17 protein-coding genes are annotated in these 19611 nt (G+C 67.9%); 10 read left to right on the top strand and 7 right to left on the bottom strand.

The window, feature by feature from the left end:
• Positions 1–230 precede the first annotated feature (230 nt).
• Both CFE50_RS04260 and CFE50_RS04255 read left to right on the top strand, forming a co-directional pair.
• Positions 231–863 carry a cyclodeaminase/cyclohydrolase family protein gene (locus CFE50_RS04260; RefSeq protein WP_027599677.1) on the top strand — a complete coding sequence of 211 codons (633 nt, stop codon included), beginning with the start codon at positions 231–233 and terminating at the stop codon, positions 861–863.
• A 6-nt stretch (positions 864–869) separates the two neighbouring features.
• Positions 870–2126 (top strand): DUF2254 domain-containing protein, encoded by a 1257-nt coding sequence (locus CFE50_RS04255; protein ID WP_286731511.1) that lies wholly within the window; start codon positions 870–872, stop codon positions 2124–2126.
• Between the two features lie 7 nt (positions 2127–2133).
• Here CFE50_RS04255 and CFE50_RS04250 read toward each other — a convergent pair whose 3' ends face one another.
• Positions 2134–3072: a cation diffusion facilitator family transporter gene (locus CFE50_RS04250; protein WP_286731508.1), complete on the bottom strand. Its 939-nt coding sequence runs from the start codon at positions 3070–3072 to the stop codon at positions 2134–2136.
• 228 nt (positions 3073–3300) lie between these two features.
• Between CFE50_RS04250 and CFE50_RS04245 the strand changes: the two genes are divergently transcribed.
• Together CFE50_RS04245 and CFE50_RS04240 are read left to right on the top strand one after the other, a co-directional pair.
• On the top strand, positions 3301–5007 hold the full coding sequence (locus CFE50_RS04245) for an amidase (protein WP_286731505.1): 1707 nt from the start codon (positions 3301–3303) through the stop codon (positions 5005–5007).
• Positions 5008–5212: 205 nt separating this feature from the next.
• Positions 5213–5752: a nuclear transport factor 2 family protein gene (locus tag CFE50_RS04240; protein ID WP_286731503.1), complete on the top strand. Its 540-nt coding sequence runs from the start codon at positions 5213–5215 to the stop codon at positions 5750–5752.
• Between the two features lie 37 nt (positions 5753–5789).
• Here CFE50_RS04240 and CFE50_RS04235 read toward each other — a convergent pair whose 3' ends face one another.
• Genes CFE50_RS04235 through CFE50_RS04215 form a run of 5 tightly spaced genes read right to left on the bottom strand, consistent with a single transcriptional unit; the run spans position 5790 to position 12402 of the window.
• Positions 5790–7331 carry an APC family permease gene (locus tag CFE50_RS04235; RefSeq protein WP_286731500.1) on the bottom strand — a complete coding sequence of 514 codons (1542 nt, stop codon included), beginning with the start codon at positions 7329–7331 and terminating at the stop codon, positions 5790–5792.
• 58 nt (positions 7332–7389) lie between these two features.
• Positions 7390–8136, bottom strand: coding sequence for a gamma-glutamyl-gamma-aminobutyrate hydrolase family protein (locus CFE50_RS04230; RefSeq protein ID WP_241809433.1), 747 nt, complete (start codon positions 8134–8136; stop codon positions 7390–7392).
• A gap of 45 nt (positions 8137–8181) precedes the next feature.
• Positions 8182–9459, bottom strand: a complete 1278-nt coding sequence (locus CFE50_RS04225) for an NAD(P)/FAD-dependent oxidoreductase (RefSeq protein WP_286731495.1) — start codon at positions 9457–9459, stop codon at positions 8182–8184.
• Between the two features lie 55 nt (positions 9460–9514).
• The gene (locus CFE50_RS04220) at positions 9515–11008 is read right to left on the bottom strand and encodes an aldehyde dehydrogenase (RefSeq protein ID WP_286731493.1); all 1494 of its coding nucleotides are present in this window, start codon (positions 11006–11008) and stop codon (positions 9515–9517) included.
• A gap of 11 nt (positions 11009–11019) precedes the next feature.
• On the bottom strand, positions 11020–12402 hold the full coding sequence (locus CFE50_RS04215; protein ID WP_241809429.1) for a glutamine synthetase family protein: 1383 nt from the start codon (positions 12400–12402) through the stop codon (positions 11020–11022).
• A 202-nt stretch (positions 12403–12604) separates the two neighbouring features.
• On the opposite strand from CFE50_RS04215, the gene CFE50_RS04210 reads away from it, so the two are divergent.
• The 3 genes from CFE50_RS04210 to CFE50_RS04200 all read left to right on the top strand — a co-directional run bounded on the left by CFE50_RS04210 (position 12605) and on the right by CFE50_RS04200 (position 14633).
• A complete protein-coding gene (locus tag CFE50_RS04210; RefSeq protein WP_241809427.1) occupies positions 12605–13492 on the top strand; it encodes a LysR family transcriptional regulator in 888 nt (295 codons plus the stop codon).
• Positions 13493–13788: 296 nt separating this feature from the next.
• On the top strand, positions 13789–14001 hold the full coding sequence (locus CFE50_RS04205; RefSeq protein WP_150338812.1) for a hypothetical protein: 213 nt from the start codon (positions 13789–13791) through the stop codon (positions 13999–14001).
• A 395-nt stretch (positions 14002–14396) separates the two neighbouring features.
• Positions 14397–14633, top strand: coding sequence for a hypothetical protein (locus tag CFE50_RS04200; protein ID WP_286731484.1), 237 nt, complete (start codon positions 14397–14399; stop codon positions 14631–14633).
• Between the two features lie 24 nt (positions 14634–14657).
• Here the strand turns inward: CFE50_RS04200 and CFE50_RS04195 are convergent, their stop codons facing one another.
• Complete coding sequence (locus CFE50_RS04195; RefSeq protein ID WP_286731481.1) at positions 14658–15653, bottom strand: LacI family DNA-binding transcriptional regulator; 996 nt, start codon at positions 15651–15653, stop codon at positions 14658–14660.
• A 162-nt stretch (positions 15654–15815) separates the two neighbouring features.
• Here CFE50_RS04195 and CFE50_RS04190 point away from each other — a divergent pair, with 162 nt between their 5' ends.
• The 3 genes from CFE50_RS04190 to CFE50_RS04180 are packed head-to-tail and all read left to right on the top strand — an operon-like array spanning position 15816 to position 19339.
• The gene (locus CFE50_RS04190; protein WP_286731478.1) at positions 15816–16982 is read left to right on the top strand and encodes a Gfo/Idh/MocA family protein; all 1167 of its coding nucleotides are present in this window, start codon (positions 15816–15818) and stop codon (positions 16980–16982) included.
• A gap of 2 nt (positions 16983–16984) precedes the next feature.
• Complete coding sequence (locus CFE50_RS04185; RefSeq protein ID WP_286731475.1) at positions 16985–18055, top strand: sugar phosphate isomerase/epimerase family protein; 1071 nt, start codon at positions 16985–16987, stop codon at positions 18053–18055.
• Between the two features lie 48 nt (positions 18056–18103).
• Positions 18104–19339: a nucleoside permease gene (locus CFE50_RS04180; RefSeq protein ID WP_278441463.1), complete on the top strand. Its 1236-nt coding sequence runs from the start codon at positions 18104–18106 to the stop codon at positions 19337–19339.
• Positions 19340–19611 lie beyond the last annotated feature (272 nt).

Below are 19611 nucleotides of genomic sequence, written 5' to 3'. Positions count from 1 at the left end.
GACACCGGCCAGGATGGCGGCCAGGCACCAAGAAAACAGCCGGGTGTCGTGGACGACCCAGGCGAGCGCAGCAGGATCACCTTGACCGAAACGTCGGCTGAGGTAGGACGTAAATCGAAATAAAGCCTGTCGCTTATTGCACTTAGCTTGCGAACCTCAGCCGTTTCGCACGATCCAAACAGCGTTCGGTCGTGACCGAATCCCTTACCCTTTGCTTGCAGGCGGTCGGCATGAACGAAACCTCTACTCTCTGGCAGCAGACCCTCGCCCAGTTCCGCGACGGCACCGGCTCCACCCTGCCCACCCCAGGCAGTGGCGCGGCGGCTACCGTGGCGGCCTGCCTGGGTGTGGCCCTGATCCTCAAGGGCCTGAAGCTCAGCCAGCAGCGTCAACCGGTGACCCGCCACGCCGACCTGATCACTGTCGGCGAGCGCCTGCAGGAAGCCCTGAGCACCTGCGCCGATGCCGATGTGCAGGCCTTCGCCAACTACCTGGAAGCCGATCGCCAGGCCAGCGGCGCCAGTGCCGAGGGCGAACGCCGCCAGCAGGCGCTCAACCTGGCCGCGGCCAATGCCGTGCAGATCCCCATCGCCACCGCCCAGCTGTGCCTGGAGGCCCTGGACCTGGCCGTCACGGCCACGCCGCTCACCGTCGAACCGCTGCGCAGTGACACCCTGGCCGGCGGCCGCCTGGTGCATGGCGCCCTGGGCGCCGTGCTCACCACCGTGGACGCCGACCGCAATGGCCTCAAATCCGGCGATGCCCGGGAGGCCGCCCGGCAGATGCGCGACAAGCTCCAGCAGCAGGCCGATCAGCGTCTCGCCCAGCTGAGCGCCACCCCCGTGCCGCCGGCCATGGGCTGACGCGCGGTGCTGGCCCGCCTGGGCTGGGTCCTGCGCGGACTGCAGCGACGCCTGTGGTTTCGCGCCACCCTGTTCTCGGTCGCCGGGGTGGCGACCGCCCTCCTCGCCCTGCTCCTGCGCGACCACATCCCGGCGACCCTGCCGGCCAAGGTCGGCGCAGACGCCGTGGACAAGATCCTCACTATCATCGCCAGCAGCATGCTGGCGGTGACCACCTTCTCCCTCAGCACCATGGTGACGGCCTACAACGCCGCTGCCAGCAGCGTGACGCCGCGGGCCTATCCGCTGCTGCTGGAAGACAGCACCACCCAGAACGCTCTGGCCACCTTCCTCGGCTCCTTCCTGTTCAGCCTCGTCGGCATCATCGCCCTGAGCACCGGACTCTACGGCGACAACGGCCGGGTGGTGCTCTTCGCCGTCACCCTGGTGGTGATCCTGCTGATCGTCTTCACCCTGTTGCGCTGGATCGACCACCTCTCGCGTCTCGGTCAGCTCGATGCCACTAGCGACAGCATCGAGGATGCCGCCCGGCACAGCCTGCAACGCTGGCTGGACCAGCCCTACCTGGGCGGGGTGGCGGCGCCCGTCGATGAGCCCGCAAGCGGTCGCCCGGTGATGGCCGACCGCACTGGCTATCTGCAGCGGGTGGACATGCCGCTGTTGGCGGATCTCTGCGGCGACCAGGGTCGCCTGCGCCTGGCCGCCTTGCCCGGCGCCTTTCTCGATCCGGCCCAGCCGCTGCTCTGGGTCGAGGGTCTGCCGCCGGACAAGGACGAGCGCCTGCGCGCCGCCTTCACCCTGGATGCCCGCCGGGTACACGATCAGGATCCGCGCTTCGGCCTGACGGTGCTGGGCGAGATCGCCACCGGGGCGCTGGTGCCTTCGCGCAGCGACTCGGGCACCGCCATCGCCATCCTTGGTCGCGCGCAACGGCTGCTGACAGCGCTCACCGAGCCGCGGGAAGCGGTCGAGCCCCGCTATCCGCGGATCGAGGTGCCGGAGCTGTCGCTGGACGATCTGTTCGACGACTTCTTCCTGCCGGTGGGCCGCGACGCCGCGCCGCTGGTGGAAGTGGGCATGCGGCTGCAGAAAGCCCTGGCGCGCCTGGCGGTTCAGGGCGATGCACGGATCAGGCGCGAGTGCCTGCGCCATTCACGGCTGGCGCTGGCCCGCGCCGAGGCCACCCTTGGCCAGGCCGAAGACCGCGCCATCCTCCAGCAACTCGCCGCGGACGTCGAACGCCTCTGTACGGCGAGCCAGTAACGCAGCGCTAGCGCGACCAGGCCGGATCGGTGGTGAAGGCGATGGTCAGCCAGCGATCCGGCCCCTCGCCGCCGATGGCCTTGCCGATCTGGTCACGGATGGCGTCCCACTCGTCCAGGGTCTTGGCCGGCCAACCCAGGGGTACGATGAAGTAGAGCTCGATCTGCCGCGCCCGGCCGACCTTGGCCACATAGGCGCGATAGTCGAGAAAACCGAAGCGCGCGACCATCCCGCGGGCCACCGCGTCGACCTGCTGCTTGAGCTCCGGCGGGGTCACCATGAGGATCTCCCTGACGGCCTGCCAGACCAGCCTGAGCGGTATGGGGATGATCAGCACGCAGATGATCGACAGCACCAGGGGATCGATGTAGGGCGTGATCCAGGCATAGGCCGTGCCCTGGGCCAGGGCGCCGATCAGGAAGGCCACCACCAGGGCGGCCGAGATGCTGCCCGACATGATCCAGCTCTTGATGTCGAGCCTGAGGAAGTCCGACTGGATGTCGCGGTTCAACCGGTGCACCAGGGCGGCGAATCCAAAACAGCTCAGGGCCGCGACCAGCGCATAGAGCAGCGCCATGCCGAACGCCAGGGCCTTGCCGCCACTCATCAGGCTGATGATCGAGTTGACCAGGGCATAACAGGCCACGATGCACAGCACGCTGCCATTGAGCGCCAGGACCATGGGTTCGAGGTGCCAGAAGCCCATGTTGAAGCGCTCGGCCAACCGCCGATCGCCCTCCGGTTCCTGTGCATGCCGGTGGATCAGCATGGCCACCAGCAGCGCCACGCCGCTCATGAAGGCGTCGGTCAGCGAATAGAAGCCGTCGAAGACGATGGCATAGGAACCGGACAGCACCCCGAAGGCGATACCTACGGCCGCCAGCAGCACCGTGACAGCGATGGAAAAGCGCAGCACCCTGCGCTCGTTGCTCAGCCATTGCAGCATGATCGACTCCGGCCACGGGATCGCCTCCCGGCGTGGCCAACGGATTGAGTTAACGCCAAGCATAGAGGCCGACAGCTCAACCTGCATGGGCGGTCCGGCAAGGCTTCCATGCGCGGACGCAATCAGAAGGCGATGGGCTTCGGGTGTACACTGCGCCCGTGCTTTTTTCTCCCGGGATCTCAGGCTGTCGCCTGTCCCGTACCGCGGAATCCTCAACGGCGACCCACCATGATCGAAGTTACCGAACGCTCCATCGCCGAGTTGCGTCGCGCACTCGAAACCGGCCAGACCACTGCGGTAGCGCTGGTCGAGGCCTACCTGGCCCGCATCGACGCCTACGATCCACCCACCAGCGCCACCGCGCTCAATGCCGTGGTGGTGCGCAATCCCGAGGCCCTGGCCGAAGCCGCCGCGTCCGATCGCCGGCGCGCCCGCGGCGAGACCCTCGGGCCGCTGGACGGCATCCCCTACACGGCCAAGGACAGCTACCTGGTCAAGGGCCTTACCGCCGCCTCCGGCAGCCCGGCCTTCAAGGACCTGGTCGCCCAGCGCGACGCCTTCACCGTCGAGCGGCTGCGCGCCGCCGGCGCCATCTGCCTGGGCAAGACCAACATGCCGCCCATGGCCAACGGCGGCATGCAGCGCGGCGTCTATGGCCGCGCCGAAAGCCCCTATAACGCCGGCTACCTGACCGCGCCCTTTGCCTCCGGCTCCTCCAATGGCGCCGGCACCGCCACCGCGGCCAGCTTCGCCGCCTTCGGTCTGGCCGAGGAAACCTGGTCCAGCGGCCGCGGCCCGGCGTCCAACAACGGCCTGTGCGCCTACACCCCTTCGCGCGGGGTCATCTCGGTACGCGGCAACTGGCCGCTGACGCCGACCATGGACGTGGTGGTGCCCTATGCCCGCACCATGGCCGATCTGCTGGAAGTGCTCGACGTGGTGGTGGCCGACGATCCCGATACCTCCGGCGACCTCTGGCGCCTGCAACCCTGGGTGCCGCTGCCGCTGGCCTCGGCGGTACGCCCGGCGTCCTATCCCGCGCTGGCCGCTGGCCCTAACGCCCTGGCCGGCAAGCGCCTGGGCGTGCCGCGCATGTTTATCAACCAGGACCCGGACGCCGGCACCAGCGAACATCCCGGCATCGGCGGCCCCACCGGTCAGCGCATCCAGACCCGCGACTCGGTGATCGCCCTCTGGGAACAGGCCCGCGCGGCGCTGGAAGCCGCCGGCGCCAGCGTAGTCGAGGTGGACTTCCCGCTGGTTTCCAATTGCGAAGGTGACCGCCCCGGCGCACCCACGGTGTTCAACCGCGGCATCGTCTCCCGGGAGTTTCTCCATGACGAACTCTGGGACCTGTCCGCCTGGGGCTTCGACACCTTCCTGCGCGACAACAACGATCCCAGGCTCAATCGCCTAGTGGACGTCGACGGCGAGCTGATCTTTCCCCACGAGCCCGGCACCCTGCCCAATCGGGAAGGCGACCTGGCCGCCGGCATGGCCGAATACGTGCGCATGGCCGAGCGGGGGCTCAAGACCCTGGAGCAGATCACCACCCTCCCCGACGGCCTGCGCGGCCTGGAACGGACGCGCAAGCTGGACCTGGAAGACTGGCTGGAAGCCCAGGGCCTGGACGCCGTGCTCTTTCCCACCGTGGCCGACGTGGCCCCGGCGGATGCCGAGATCAATCCCGCTTCGGCCGACATCGCCTGGAGCAACGGCGTCTGGGTCGCCAACGGCAACCTCGCCATCCGTCATCTGGGCGTGCCGACCGTGACCGTGCCCATGGGTGTGATGGCCGACATCGGCATGCCAGTGGGCCTGACCTTTGCCGGTCGCGCCTATGACGACGCCAATCTGCTACGCCTTGCCGCCGCCTACGAGGCGACCGGCTCCAAGCGCCAGGTACCGCCGCGGACGCCGCCGCTGGTGGGCTGAGCGGAGACGGCGTGGACGCTGGCCGCCAGGCTTCACCGGGCGGCCGGAATCGGAGGGTGACCCCTGGCGTCAAGGCGCGCTAACCGGAGTGTCCAGCCACGGGCCGGTTATGCGGACGCCGCCAGCGGCCTAAGGTGGGTTCTAGGCAGGTGCCGTTTGCCGGCGCCGCCGTCCACCTCATCCCGTCCTGCACGAGCCTACCGCCATGAATCCAGCCAAACGTCTGACCGGCAGCGCGCTGCTGGCGCTCGCCCTCCTGAGTGTTCCCTGGAGCGGCGTCGCAGCCGCCGAATCCACCGCTGAACGCAACCAACGCCTGGTCGAACGGGCCTTCGCGAACTGGAGCGCGGGCCGCGGCAGTCTGTTCGACGATCTGCTCTCGCCCTCGGTGGTCTGGACCATCCGGGGCAGCGGTCCGGCAGCGGGCACCTACCATGGTCGCGAGGACTTCCTTGAGCGCGCTGTGCGACCCTTCGCGCAGCGCCTGGCCACGCCCATCGTGCCCCGGGTCGAGGGCATCTGGGCACGCGAGGACCAGGTCGTGGTGCGCTGGATGGGCACGGCCACCGCGCGCGATGGCGCGCCCTATCGCAACGACTACGTGTGGATCTTCAGGATGGACGGGGCACGGGCGACCCGGGTCGAGGCCTTTCTCGATCTCGTCCCCTACCAGGACGTCATCGACCGCATAGCCCTGGCAGACCCCTCGCCCGCCATGCCCAGCGGAGACCGGCAAGCACCCTGACGCCGCCCCGTGCGATCACGGCCGCTGAGCGTCCCCCTCAGCCCCGGTGCGGGAGCGCTTCCAGGGTCTCGCCCTGGAAGAACGCCGGCGCGCGCCAGCGGGCGAACAGCATCAGCACCAGGCCCAGTGCCAGGATCGTCACGGCGATGATGAACACCAGGCCGATGCCGCCGAGGTGGGAGCCGCTGCCGAAGTCCGGCGAGAGGCTGGCGATGGCGGTCTGCCAGAAGATCACCGAGAGGATGACGGCGCCCAGCAGCGGACAGAGGCCGCGCAGCAGCGCATGGCGCAGGCTGTCGAACAGGCTGCGGCGGAAGTACCAGACGCAGGCGTAGGCGGTCAGCGAGTAGTAGAAGCAGATCATCATGCCCAGGGCGGTGATGGTGTCCGCCAGGACGTTGTCGCTCAGGGTGCGCATCACCACATAGAAGCCACCGGTGGCGATGCCCGCGGCGATGGTGGCATAGCGCGGCGTGCGCGATCTCGGGCAGATGTGGGCGAAGCGGCGCGACACCGCGCCGTAGTACCCCATCGCCAGCAGGGTGCGCGCCGGCGAGATGAAGGTGGACTGCAGCGAGGCCGCGGTACTGGCCAGCACCGCGATGGACATCAGGATCGCCAGCGGCCCCATCACCGGTCCGGCCAGGTGGGCGAAGACGTTTTCCTGGATCTCCGGATTGCCCAGGCCCAGGCCGGCTTCGCTGATGCCGGCGAATTGCAGGGTCGCCGCGGCGGTAAAGAGGTACAGCAGCAGGATCAGGAGCACCGTGACCGTGGCCGCCCGCCCCGGCACCTTCTGGCTGCCCACCGATTCCTCGCTCACCGTGAGGCAGACATCCCAGCCCCAGAAGATGAAGATCGACAGCGACAGCCCCGCGGCGAAGGCGGAAAAGGATTCGACGTTGAAGGGGTTGAACCACTCCGGGTGGAAGACCACCGGCGCCGCCTCCGGCGCGGCGTTGAAGGCCGCCAGGGAAAAGCCGATCAGCACCAGCAGCTGCAGGGCCACCAGGCCGTACTGGACGCTCATGGTCATGCCGATGCCACGACAGCTGATCCAGACCGCGATGGCGATGAAGACGCAGCAGGTGACGACGTTCACCAGCAGGTGCTGCGACAGCGCCGCCAGCTCCGCCCGGCCGCTGAGCTGGGCGAGGAACAGGTAGAAGAAGTCCACCGCCACCCCGGCGAGGTTGGACAGCACGATGGTGGTGGCCGTGACCAGGCCCCAGCCGCCGATCCAGCCGATCATGGGACCGAAGGCGCGGGTCGACCAGGTAAAGGAGGTGCCGCTGTCCGGATCGACCGCGTTCAGCTCGCGATACCCCAGGGCTACCAGGAGCATCGGCAGGAAGCCGACGATGAAGACCGCCGGCAGATAGACGCCCACCTCGCGCACGGTGGGGCCCAGGGCGCCGGTCAGGGTGTAGACGGGGGCGATGGTGGAAATGCCCAGCACCACGCAGGCGAGCAGCCCGAGGGAGCCGGCGGCCAGGCCCTTGGCGGACGGATCGGCCAGGGCTGCCGGCCCGGCGGTGGCCGAGCCGCCGGCCGGCGTGCCCTTGCGCTGTTCAGTCATAGGTCTCTGCCCTGCTGTTGGAATTGTTATTCAGAGTGCGGCGTGTGCGGCAAGGTGCCTAGCGCGCGGCGGCATGGCGCTGGCAGGCGTCGCGAAACGCGTCCAGCAGCGTCAGGGATTCGGGGTTGTCGCGGAAATTCCACTCGGGATGCCACTGCACCCCGACGACGAAACCGGGGGCGTCGTCCAAGGATACCCCTTCCACCAGGCCATCCGGCGCCTGGGCCTCGATGCGCAGCCCGGGCGCCAGGCGCGCGATGCCCTGGCTGTGCAGCGAATTCACCTGGAAGCGGGCCGGCAGGCCGAGGCGCTCGAACACCCCGCCCGGCGGCACGGTGACCGGGTGCGTGGGCGCGTACTGCTCGGCGAGCAACTCGCTCTGGGGCTCGCGGTGATCGGCATGCCCGGGCAGCTCCTGGACGCGCTGGTGCAGGCTGCCGCCCAGGGCCACGTTCAGCTCCTGGAAGCCGCGGCAGATGCAGAACACCGGGATGCCGCGGTCGATGGCCAGGCGCAGCAGCGGCAGGGTGTAGGCGTCGCGCGCGGCATCGTGGTGGGTGCCGGCGAGACTTGCCGGTCCCTGGTAGTGATGGGGCTCTACGTTGGAGGGCGAGCCGGTGAACAGCAGGCCGTCCAGGTGCGCCAGCAGCGCCTGCGGATCGCTCGGCACGCTGCGCGCCGGCAGCACCACCGGCACGCCGGCATGACCCGCCGCCTCGACGTACTTGTCGCCGACGGTATGGGAATCGTATTTGCCGAGCGTCTGCCGGCACGCCGTCACGCCGATGAGGGGCATAGGGGACATGGCTTATCTCCAGAGTGCCCGCCGGTACGCGGCGGGCGGACAGGGTCAGATACCGAGGCGATCGCGCAACTGGTAGTAGGTCGCGCCCAGTGCGGTGAAGGGCACGCGCAAGAGCTGCCCGCCCGGGAAGGGATAGTGCGGCAGGCCGGCGAAGGCATCGAAGCGCTCGGCCTGGCCGCGCAGGGCCTCGGCCAGTACCTTGCCGGCCAGGTGGGTGTAGGTGACGCCGTGACCGCTGCAGCCCTGGGAGTAGTAGATGTTGTCGCCGAGGCGGCCCACCTGGGGCAGGCGGGACAGCGTCAGCAGGAAGTTGCCGGTCCAGGTGAAATCGATCTTCACGCCCTTGAGCTGCGGAAAGGTCTGCAGCATCTTCGGCCGGATGATCGCCTCGATGTCCGCCGGATCCCGCGCGCCATAGACCACGCCCCCGCCGTAGATCAGCCGGCGATTGGCGCTGAGGCGGAAGTAGTCGAGCAGGTAGTTGCAGTCCTCCACGCAGTAGTCCTGGGGCAACAGGCTGCGCGCCAGCTCCTCGGACAGCGGCTCGGTGGTGAGCACCTGGGTGCCGCAGGGCATGGACTTGGCAGCCAGTTCCGGCACCAGCCCCCCCAGGTAGGCGTTGCCGGCGACCACCACGAAGCGCGCCTTCACCTGGCCCTGAGCGGTGTGCACCACGGGGTTGGCGCCGCGGTCGATGCGGGTGGCCGCGCTCTGCTCGTAGATCTTGCCGCCCAGGGACGCCACGGCCGCCGCCTCGCCCAGGGCCAGGTTGAGCGGGTGAATATGGCCGCCGCTCATGTCCAGCAGGCCACCCAGGTAGCGATCGGTGCCGACCACCTTGCCGATGCCGGCCTTGTCGAGCAGCTGCAGCTGGGTATGGCCGTAGCGCTCCCAGAGCTTCTGCTGGGCTTCCAGGTGGCCGAGCTGCTTGCCGGTCAGGGCGGCGAAGACGCCACCGTCCTTCAGATCGCACTGGATATCGTAGCGAGCGACGCGCTCGCGGATGATGCGATTACCTTCGAAGGCCATCTCGCCCAGCAGTTGCGCCTGTCTGGGGGGCAGCTGACGCTCGATGGTATCGATGTCGCGGCTGTAGCTATTGACGATCTGGCCACCATTGCGCCCGGAAGCACCGAAGCCGACCCGCGCCGCTTCCAGCACCGTCACGCTGAAGCCGTGCTCCAGCAGGAACAACGCGGTGGAGAGCCCGGTGTAACCGGCGCCGATGACGCAGACGTCGCTGTCGACACTGCCCTGGAGCACCGGGTATTCGGTGTGGATGTTGCGCGAAGCCGCGTAGTAACTGCCGACGTGTTGTTGCATGGTGAGATTCCTCTGCCTGCGGCTCCGGCGCGAACGCCCGGGCCGCCGCGCCTGTTCAGAGCTTGATCCAGGTCGCCTTGAGTTCGGTGTATTTGTCGAAGGCGTGCAGCGACTTGTCGCGTCCGTTGCCGGACTGCTTGAAGCCGCCGAAGGGCGCCGTCATGTCGCCGCCATCATACTGGTTGACCCAGACACTGCCCGCACGCAAGGCGCGGGCCACGCGATGGGCGCGGGAGAGATCGCTCGTCCAGACGGCGGCGGCCAGGCCATAGGGGGTGTCGTTGGCGATACGCACGGCCTCCGCTTCGCCGTCGAAGTCGATCACCGCCAGCACCGGGCCGAAGATCTCTTCCCGGGCGATGCGCATGGCGTTGTCCACGCCTTCGAAGATAGTCGGCGTGACGTAGCTGCCGCCGGTTTCGCTCAGGGCCCGCTCGCCGCCGCTCACCAGTCGCGCACCCTCGGCGCGGCCGGCCTCGATGAACGCCAGCACGGTGCGCAGATGGCCCTCGTCCACCAGGGCGCCGACGCGGGTGTCGGGATTCAGCGCATGCCCGGGCGTCCACGCCTGCAGCGCCTCCGCCACCAGGGCCAGAAAACGCGCCTTGATCGAGCGCTCGACCAGCAGCCGCGAGCCGGCGATGCACACCTCGCCCTGATTGAAGGCGATGGCCGCGGCGGCTGCCTCGGCCGCGGCCCTGAGGTCCGGGGCGTCGGCGAAGACGATGTTGGGGCTCTTGCCACCCGCCTCCAGCCAGACCCGCTTCATGTTCGACTCGCCGGCATAAACCAGCAGCTGCTTGGCGATGCGGGTGGAGCCGGTAAAGACCAGGGTATCGACGTCCGGGTGCAGCGCCAGCGCCTGGCCCACGGTATGGCCGTAGCCGGGCAGCACGTTGAACACCCCCGCCGGGATGCCGGCTTCCAGCGCCAGGGCGGCGATGCGGATGGCGGTCAGCGGCGACTTCTCGGACGGCTTGAGGATCACCGAGTTGCCGGTGGCCAGCGCCGGACCCAGTTTCCAGCAGGCCATCATCAGGGGGAAATTCCAGGGCACGATGGCCGCGACGACCCCTACCGGTTCGCGGGTCACCAGGCCGAGCTGGTCGCGCGGGGTCGGCGCCACCTCGTCGTAGACCTTGTCGATGGCCTCGGCGCTCCAGCGGATGGCATTGGCCGCCGCCGGCACGTCGATGGCGAGCGAGTCGCTGATCGGCTTGCCCATGTCCAGGGTTTCCAGCAGGGCCAGCTCCTCGGCATGGGCCAGCAAGAGATCGGCGAAGGCGATCAGCACCCGCTTGCGCTGCGCCGGTGCCCGATGGGCCCAGTCGCCTCGCGCGAAGCTCGCCCGCGCAGCCTGCACGGCCAGCTCGGCATCCTCGGCCATGCAACTGGCGACTTGAGCCAGCGGACGACCATCTACCGGACTCAGGTCTTCGAAGGTCGCGCCGCCCTGGGCGGCCTGGTAGCGGCCGTCGATGAAGGCACGGGCTTCGATGGTCAAGGCCTGGGCACGTCGCTCCCAGTCCTGTTGCGTCAGCACGGTCATGATCACGCCTCCTAGACGGTATGCAGGTACCAGTTGTATTCGAGGTCGGAGATGGTGGTCTCGAACTCCTCCAGCTCGGCTTCCTTGCAGGCGACGAAGATGTCGATGTACTCGGGGCTGATGTACTGGTTCATCACCGCGCTGTCGTCCAGCTGGCGCAGGGCGTCGCGCAGGTTGTTGGGCAGGCTTTGTTCGAGCTGCTCGTAGGAGTTGCCGCTGACCGGGGCGCAGGGCTCCAGGCGCTGGGTCATGCCGTGGTGAATGCCGGCAAGGATCGAGGCCATCATCAGATAGGGATTGGCGTCGGCCCCGGCGACCCGGTGCTCGATGCGGATCGCCTCGCTGCTGCCGGTCGGCACGCGCACCGCCACGGTACGGTTGTCCAGGCCCCAGCTCGGCGCATTGGGCACATAGAACTGGGCGCCGAAGCGGCGATAGGAATTGACGTTCGGGCAGAGGAAGGCCATCGACGCCGGCAGGGTTTCGAGGATCCCGGCGATGGCATGGCGCAGCGGCGCATGGTGCTCGGGATCGTCGGTGGCGAAGATGTTCTGCCCGGTCTGCTTGTCCAGCAGCGAGATGTGCACGTGCAGGCCGTTGCCCGCCTGGCCGGGATAAGGCTTGGCCATGAAGGTGGAATCCATCTCATGGTCATAGGCGATGTTCTTGATCAGCCGCTTGAGCAGCACCGCGTAGTCGCAGGCCTTGATGGCGTCCTCGACGTGATGCAGGTTGACCTCGAATTGCGCCGGCGCGGATTCCTTGACGATGGCATCGGCCGGCAGCCCCTGCTCCTTGGCCCCTTCCAGCATGTCCTGCAGGCAATCCACGTATTCGTCCAGATCGTCGATCAGATAGACCTGGGTGGAGACCGGCCGCTTGCCGGAGATCGGCGAGCGCGGCGGCTGCGGCCGGCCGTTCACGTTCTCCTGATCGATCAGATAGAACTCCAGCTCGAAGGCGGCGCAGATGGTCAGCCCCAGGTCGTCGAACTTCTTCACCACCCGGCGCAGCACCTCGCGCGGATCGGCGAAGAACGGCGAGCCGTCCTGTTCGTGCATGGTCATCAGCAGTTGCGCGGTCGGGCGCTTCTGCCAGGGTTCGTAGCTCAGGGTGCCGGGAATGGGAAAGCAGGTGCGGTCGGCGTCGCCGATGTGCAGGCCCAGCCCGGTGCTTTCCACCGTGGAGCCGTTGATGTCCAGGGCGAACAGCGAGGCCGGCAGATTGATGCCGCGCTCATAGACCTTGGAGAGACTGGCCCGCTCGACGCGCTTGCCCCGGATGACGCCGTTCATGTCGGTGATCAACAGATCGACGTACTGGATCTCGGGGTGCTCCTTGAGAAAGCCGTTGGCTTCGGTGAGCTGGACGACGCGGGGGGATATCGAATTCATGGGAGGCATCCTTGACGCTGGCCCGCTTCGTTGTGCTTGCTCGTGCGGGTCTGGCAGCGTGGCTGTGGGCGGTGGTTGCTGCAGGCGCCGACCCTGTCTGCAAGGTCCGCCCTTCCACCTGATTGCCCTTGGGGGGCCGGGCCAGTATAAATTGGCATGAGCGCAACCCATATCGGCGAATCGGCAAAGGAAGAATGCACCGATGCAATATCAGATAGGTCATGCCGATCTCAAGCTGATCCTTGCCCTGGTCCGCGGCAGGACCCTGGCCCGCGCCGCCGAGCAGCTGCAGGTGGACGTCTCCACCGTCTTTCGCGCCATCCGCAAGCTCGAAGCCAATCTGCAGGTCGCGCTGTTCGACAAGACCCGCCGTGGCTACACCCCCACCCAGAGCGCCAAGGCCCTCGCCGAGCAGGCCGAGCGTGCCGAACAGGCCCTCGACGCGGCGCGCATCGCCCTCACCCAGGGCGAAAACGTCATCAGCGGCACGGTCCGCCTGACCTGCACCGATGCCGTGCTGCGCAGCCTGCTGCTGCCCGGCCTCGCCGACCTCATGCCGCGCTATCCCGCGGTCGCCCTGGAAGTCGCCACCTCCAACACCTTCGCCAGCCTGAGTCGACGGGATGCGGACATCGCCCTGCGCCTGTCCAATGCCCCGCCCGAACACCTGATCGGCCGCCGGCTCGGGCGCAGCTCCTATTTCGTCTGCGGTCACGAGCGCTATCGCAGCGGCTACGGCCAGCTGGCCACCGAGCTGCCCTGGATCGCCCCGGACGACTCCCTCGCCGATCACGTCTCGGTGACCTGGCTGCGCCAGGCCTATCCCAGCCTCACCCCGCGCTATCGCTGCAGCAGCATGTCCTCGGTCGGCAGCCTGGTCGGCGCCGGCCTGGGCGTCGCCGCCCTCCCCGACTTCATGATCAGCAGCCTGGACGGCGTCGAACGCCTCGGTCCGGCGCTGCCTGGCTGCGACACCGATATCTGGCTGCTGACCCGCCCGGACAATCTGTCGCTGCGCTCGGTGCAGATCCTCTTCGATGAGCTGGCGAACTTGTTGAAAGCCCGGATAGCGGATGTTTGTCAGGCTTGAAGCGAAGTGCCCGGGCGTCGGTTTGAATGCCAACTTACCGGTAACTTCCCTGGAACCGGCCGCCCTCTGGAACATCTTCGAACACACGTCTTAAGCAATTTTTCACGCATTCTTGACGAGTTTTTTGAAGTTAAGGTCATCAATGCGACAAAGCGCTTTCGAGTGCTCTATAGACACCTGGAGTCAAGCATGAAAAGCGTTGTTTCCAGGTAAGCCGTCGGCGACGAACCACCTAAACAAAGCAGCGTGCTAGACGATAGCGAGGGGGATGGTGGTCAACGTTCACGGAGGCAACGATGAGCAGCCGCTTCGCCATACCTGATAACCCCGACCGTGACTGTCTGTTGAACATTCACCGGCTTCTCACCCTGAGAATCGATCAACTGCGCAATGTCGATATGGGCAGCTCGCAACTGCAGGAGATTCTCTTCCAGTTCGAAGCCCTGACGGCGGAAACAATTCAACTGGTCGAGGAAGTAGCCGTGCGACTGGCGACCGATGCCCATTAGCTGACTGCCGCCGCGGTATTGCCAGGCAAGGAGCTGCCCGGCGTCCTACCGGAGAGTGGTCACGGCCTGCAATCAAACAGGGTTGCCGGCGCACCTGCCCTGGCCGGGGAGACACCCGGGCAGGGTCGGAACGAGTGCCGACCCGTTGCTGCTGACCAAGGCGCTCGCCGCCCCCTCGCGGCCATTCTGAACAAATTGAACGACAGGCATGGGCCCTGGAATTCCACTCACTCGCCCGACACCGGGCCGCCGCGCAATGGAGCGCGAGCATCGCCGCTGTGCCGTGTCCTGGAGAGACTGGAGGGCAACGCCGAATCGATCGCGGGCGCTGATCGGCAGGCGGAGAGACACCGAATGCCTGTCGAAATCGACACCAGGCATCCAAGGCCAGACCGATGAAGAACGCCAAACTCACCACCCTGCCCACGCAATTCCTGATGCAGCGCCTGACGCGTGAACTGGACGGCTGGACCGTGCTGGTCAGCCCGACCTGCCCGGACGGCTCGATCTTCGCGCGCCTGTATTCGCGCGCCGACCGGCGCGCGATCGTCATCCCCTTCGACGTCCAGGCGATCGATAACGACAGCTATATCCGCGAACGACTGGCACTGGTGCGCGCCTCCCGCGTCTGATCGCTCCCCCGCGCAACCGGCCTCTCAGCCAGGGCGGCAGGGGCCGGTACTGCCCCGCACCACCAGCTCGAAGGGCAGCACCACCTCCCGGCAGGGCGGTGGCGAACCGGCGAGGGTCTCCAGCAGCAGGGCGACCGCGCGCTGGCCAAAGGCCTCCGCGGGCTGGGCGATGGTGGTCAGCGGGGGATCGCTGTAGGCGGCGAAGGCGATGTCGTCGAAGCCGGCCAGGGACAGGTCCTCGGGCACCCGCAGTCCGGCGCCGCGCAGGGTCTGGAGAGCGCCGATCGCCATTTCGTCGCTGCAGCAGAACAGCGCCGTCGGCCGCTCCGAAAGCCCCAGCAGCGCCCGCGCCGCGGCGGCGCCGGCGGCCAGGGTGAAATCGCCCGGGTGCAGCAGGTCAGGATCCAGCGGGACACCGGCCTGGCTGAGCGCCTCCTGATAACCCGCCAGGCGTTCCAGGGTCAGCGGACTGCGTTCCGGTCCCTTGATCAGGGCGATGCGCCTGTGACCGAGCGCCAGCAGGTGTTCGGTCAGACAGCGGGCGGCGGCGCGATTGTCCAGCCGCACCTTGGGCCAGGAATGCTCGGCGAGCACCTCGCAGGCATTCACCACCGGCGGTGCGTCTGGGTCACCGGCGAAGGGATCGAAGGCGCGCAACTGGATCACCCCATCCGCCTGCCGCGCATAGACCAGTTCGGCGTACTCGCGCTCGCGGGCCTCGTCGCCCGCGGTATCGCACAGCAGCACCCGGTACCCCGCCGCCTGGGCCGCCTGCTGGATCCCGGCGATGACGCGGGCGAAGAAGCTGTTGGCGATCAGCGGCACCAGCACCACCAGGTTGCCGGTGCGGCGCGAGCGAAACTGCACCGCCATACCGTTGGGCCGGTAGTTGGCCGCGGTCACGGCGGCCTGCACCCGTTCGCGGGTCGCTGGCGCCACCACCTCGGGATTCTTCAGGGTGCGCGATACGGTCGCGACCGATACCCCGGCCAGTTCGGCGACCCTGCGGATATTGGACATGCGGCCTCGGTTGGCGTGGGAAAGGGTGCAACTGTGCGCAAAGCCCGGCGTGCGGGCAAGCCGTACGTCCGCCGGGCGCTTGACTAAAGCCCGATGCAGGCTCCAAATACCCGCAGATGTAACCGGTTACACTCAACACAATAACAAACCGAGGGTAAGAGGATGCAGGCTGAAACCGGCGGCAAGGTCCGTTACGGCATGATCGGTGGCGGCCAGGGCGCCTTCATTGGCGCGGCCCATCGGCGCGCCGCGGCCCTGGATGGCGCGCTCGAACTGGTCTGCGGCGCCTTCAGCCGAGAGCCGGCCAACAACGAGGCGACCGGCCGCGAGCTGGATCTGGCGCCCGAACGGGTCTATGCCTCCTGGGAGACCCTGCTGGCCAGCGAAGCCCGACTGCCCCCCGAACAGCGGGTCGAGTTGCTGGTGATCGTCACGCCCAACGACCTCCATGTGCCCATCGCCCAGGCGGCCCTGAGCGCCGGCTTCCACGTCTTTTCGGAAAAGCCCGCGGGCATCTCCCTGGCCCAGGTGGAGAGCCTGGCGGAAACGCTGGCCGCCCTGCCCCTGCGCTATGCCCTGGCCCACACCTACCTCGGCTATCCCCTGGTGTGGGAGGCCCGCGAGCGGGTCGCCCGCGGCGAGCTGGGAGCGCTGCGCAAGATCCATGTGGAATACCCCCAGGGCTGGCTGGCTCAAGACCTGGCCGCCACCGGCAATCGGCAGGCGGCCTGGCGCGACGATCCGGCCCTCTCCGGCCCGGGCGGCTGCCTGGGCGACATCGGCACCCACGCCTTCAGCCTCGCCGAATTCATCGGCGGCCAGCCCATCACCCGCCTCAGCGCCCACCTGCGCAGCCACCTGCCCGGTCGGCGGCTGGACGACGATGTCATGGTGCTGTTCGAGACCGCCGTGGGCGCCAGCGGCAGCCTGCTGGCCAGCCAGGTCTGCATCGGCGAGGAGAATGGCCTGCGCATCCGCCTCTACGGAGAGCGCGGCAGTCTGGAATGGCAGCAGCAGGCGCCCAACAGCCTGCTGCTGCGCAGCCTCGACCAACCGCCGCAGACCCTGCGCGCCGGCCTCGGCCTGCCCTGGCTGAGTGCCGGCACCCAGCGGCGCCTGCGCCTGCCCGCCGGACACCCGGAGGGCTATCTCGAAGCCCTGGCCAATCTCTATCGCGAGCTGGCCGCGGCCATTCGCGATCCCGCCAATCCCGCGCCGGGCCTGCCCGGCATCACCACCGGCTGGCGCGGCCTGGCCTTTATCGAAACCGCCCTGGCCAGCCATCGGCACCAGGGCGCCTGGACCCCCTTACCGACCCTAGGAGCCTGATCATGGCCGCCACCGCTCGTCCCGGCCTCAAGGGCCCGGCGATCTTTCTCGCCCAGTTCCTCGACGACAAGCCGCCTTTCGACACCCTGCCCAACCTGGCGCGCTGGGCCGCGGACCTCGGCTACCGTGGGATCCAGTTGCCGACGCTGGGCCCCCAGTGCCCGAATCTGGAACGCGCCGCCGCCAGCCAGGACTATTGCGACGAACTGCTCGGGCAGTGCGCCGAAGCCGGGGTGGCCATCAGCGAACTCTCCACCCACCTGCAAGGGCAACTGGTGGCCGTGCATCCGGCCTTCAGCGAGGCCTTCGACGGCTTCGCCCCACCGGCGCTCCGTGGCCGCCCGGACGAGCGCCAGGCCTGGGCGGTCAAGCAGCTCAAGCTGGCCGCCAAGGCCAGTCGCCGCCTCGGTCTCAAGGCGGTGGCGAGCTTTTCCGGTGCCCTGCTCTGGCCCTACGTCTATCCCTGGCCGCAGCGGCCCGCCGGCCTGGTGGACGAGGGCTTCACCGAACTGGCCCGGCGCTGGCGACCGATCCTCGACGTCTACGGCGAAGAAGGCATCGACCTCTGCTTCGAATTGCATCCGGGCGAGGACCTGCACGACGGCGCCACCTTCGAGCGCTTCCTGGCGGCCGTGGACGACCATCCCCGCGCGCGCATCCTCTATGACCCCAGCCATTTCGTCCTGCAGCAACTGGACTACCTGGGCTTCATCGACCGCTATCACGCGCGCATCGGCATGTTCCACGTCAAGGACGCGGAATTCCGTCCCGATGCCCGCAGCGGCGTCTATGGCGGCTACCAGGACTGGGCCGAGCGGCCGGGACGCTTCCGTTCCCTGGGCGATGGCCAGGTCGATTTCGGCGCCATCTTCAGCAAGCTCACCCAGTACGGCTTCGACGGCTGGGCGGTGCTGGAATGGGAGTGCTGCCTCAAGGACGCGGCCCAGGGCGCGGCCGAAGGAGCGCCCTTCATCCAGCGCCATCTGATCCAGCCGGCCACCCGCGCCTTCGACGACTTCGCCGGCAGCGACGCCGACCCGGCGCGCAATCGGCGGATGCTCGGCCTGGAGTAAGGATCCGCCTCGTTTTTTCGTCACATAACCCACAACAAGGAATCGACGATGAACGCACTTTCGCTACGCCTGAGCACCCTGATGTTCCTGCAGTTCTTTATCTGGGGCAGCTGGTTCGTCACCCTGGCGACCTTTCTCGGCAATACCCTGGGCGCCAATGGCGGCCAGATCGGCCAGGCCTTCGCCACCCAGTCCTGGGGCGCGATCCTGGCGCCCTTCGTGATCGGCCTGATCGCCGATCGCTACTTCAACGCCGAGCGCATCCTCGGCCTGCTGCACCTGGCCGGCGCGGTGCTGCTCTACCAGCTCTATGCGGCGGCCGACTTCACCACCTTCTATCCGCTGGTGCTGGCCTACATGCTCTGCTACATGCCGACCCTGGCGCTGGCCAACTCCGTGGCCTTCCGCCACCTGGCCGATCCGGCCCGGCAATTCGCCAGGATCCGGGTCTGGGGCACCCTGGGCTGGATCGCCGCCGGCCTGGCGATCAGCTTCGTCTTCGCCTGGGACAGCCGCAGCGGTATCGCCGCCGGGGCCCTGCGCAACACCTTCCTGCTCGGCGCCGCGGCTTCCCTCATCCTCGGTCTCTACAGCTTTAGCCTGCCGCGCACTGCGCCGCTGCCGGCCACCCGCGGCGGCCTGGGCGCGATGCTCGGCCTGGACGCCCTGCGCCTGCTCAAGGACCGCAGCTTCGCGGTGTTCTTTGCCGCCTCGGTGCTGATCTGCATTCCGCTGGCCTTCTACTACCAGAATGCCAACCTCTTTCTCGCCGAACTGGGGGTGGCCAATCCCACCGGCATGATGACCCTCGGCCAGGTGTCGGAGGTGGGCTTCATGCTGCTGCTGCCGCTGTTCATCCGCCGCTTCGGCCTCAAGCGCACCCTGCTGGTGGGGATGCTGGCCTGGGCGGTGCGCTATGGTTGCTTCGCCCTGGGCGCCCAGGGTGACGCCCTCGCCTACCTGCTGCTGGGCATCGCCCTGCATGGCGTCTGCTACGACTTCTTCTTCGTTTCCGGGCAGATCTACACCGACGCCAAGGCCGGCGAAGCGAACAAGAGCGCAGCCCAGGGCCTGATCACCCTGGCCACCTATGGCGTGGGCATGCTGGTCGGCTTCCGGGTGGCCGGGATGGTCTCGGATCACTATGCCAGCGCCGCCGGCCATGACTGGCAGGGCATCTGGCTGTTCCCGGCGCTGTTTTCCCTGGGCGTGCTGCTGGCCTTTCTGGTCACCTTCCGCGACGCCCGCCCGGCACGCCAGGCGACGCCCGCTCCCCTGCGCTAAAAGACCTCGATCAGTGGCCTGGCCCGAATAGGGTCGGGCCACCCATAGCGCCTTCCTCCCCGCCAATCCAGCTGAACCCCAGGCCCAGGCGCTGCGCCTGCCGGTCTACGCTTTTGTGCTCTCTCCCGCACCCATCGCCTGCCTGGGGCCATGAGGCTTTCATTAACCAGAACGCAGTCTGGCAAGACCAATTCGAAAAAATCCAATTGGTCTTGCCAGATATCCGGACTGGGGTGTAGCTTTCCCTGCCATGGATCTCACATAGGGCAGCG

The sequence above is a fragment of the Pseudomonas sp. PGPPP4 genome (genome assembly GCF_002256045.1).
Classification (GTDB): domain Bacteria; phylum Pseudomonadota; class Gammaproteobacteria; order Pseudomonadales; family Pseudomonadaceae; genus Chryseomonas; species Chryseomonas oryzihabitans.
Note: the sequence above shows the minus strand (reverse complement) of the source record. Positions and strands in the feature narration are given on the sequence as shown.

Excerpts from the sequence above, each read along its gene's own strand:
- CFE50_RS04240 (WP_286731503.1), top strand. The coding sequence starts at position 5,213 with ATGAATCCAGCCAAACGTCTGACCGGCAGCGCGCTGCTGGCGCTCGCC.
- CFE50_RS04200 (WP_286731484.1), top strand. The coding sequence starts at position 14,397 with ATGAAGAACGCCAAACTCACCACCCTGCCCACGCAATTCCTGATGCAG.
- CFE50_RS04185 (WP_286731475.1), top strand. The coding sequence starts at position 16,985 with ATGGCCGCCACCGCTCGTCCCGGCCTCAAGGGCCCGGCGATCTTTCTC.
- CFE50_RS04230 (WP_241809433.1), bottom strand. The coding sequence starts at position 8,136 with ATGTCCCCTATGCCCCTCATCGGCGTGACGGCGTGCCGGCAGACGCTC.
- CFE50_RS04180 (WP_278441463.1), top strand. The coding sequence starts at position 18,104 with ATGAACGCACTTTCGCTACGCCTGAGCACCCTGATGTTCCTGCAGTTC.
- CFE50_RS04210 (WP_241809427.1), top strand. The coding sequence starts at position 12,605 with ATGCAATATCAGATAGGTCATGCCGATCTCAAGCTGATCCTTGCCCTG.
- CFE50_RS04235 (WP_286731500.1), bottom strand. The coding sequence starts at position 7,331 with ATGACTGAACAGCGCAAGGGCACGCCGGCCGGCGGCTCGGCCACCGCC.
- CFE50_RS04250 (WP_286731508.1), bottom strand. The coding sequence starts at position 3,072 with ATGCTGCAATGGCTGAGCAACGAGCGCAGGGTGCTGCGCTTTTCCATC.
- CFE50_RS04220 (WP_286731493.1), bottom strand. The coding sequence starts at position 11,008 with ATGACCGTGCTGACGCAACAGGACTGGGAGCGACGTGCCCAGGCCTTG.
- CFE50_RS04260 (WP_027599677.1), top strand. The coding sequence starts at position 231 with ATGAACGAAACCTCTACTCTCTGGCAGCAGACCCTCGCCCAGTTCCGC.
- CFE50_RS04190 (WP_286731478.1), top strand. The coding sequence starts at position 15,816 with ATGCAGGCTGAAACCGGCGGCAAGGTCCGTTACGGCATGATCGGTGGC.
- CFE50_RS04245 (WP_286731505.1), top strand. The coding sequence starts at position 3,301 with ATGATCGAAGTTACCGAACGCTCCATCGCCGAGTTGCGTCGCGCACTC.
- CFE50_RS04225 (WP_286731495.1), bottom strand. The coding sequence starts at position 9,459 with ATGCAACAACACGTCGGCAGTTACTACGCGGCTTCGCGCAACATCCAC.
- CFE50_RS04215 (WP_241809429.1), bottom strand. The coding sequence starts at position 12,402 with ATGAATTCGATATCCCCCCGCGTCGTCCAGCTCACCGAAGCCAACGGC.
- CFE50_RS04195 (WP_286731481.1), bottom strand. The coding sequence starts at position 15,653 with ATGTCCAATATCCGCAGGGTCGCCGAACTGGCCGGGGTATCGGTCGCG.
- CFE50_RS04205 (WP_150338812.1), top strand. The coding sequence starts at position 13,789 with ATGAGCAGCCGCTTCGCCATACCTGATAACCCCGACCGTGACTGTCTG.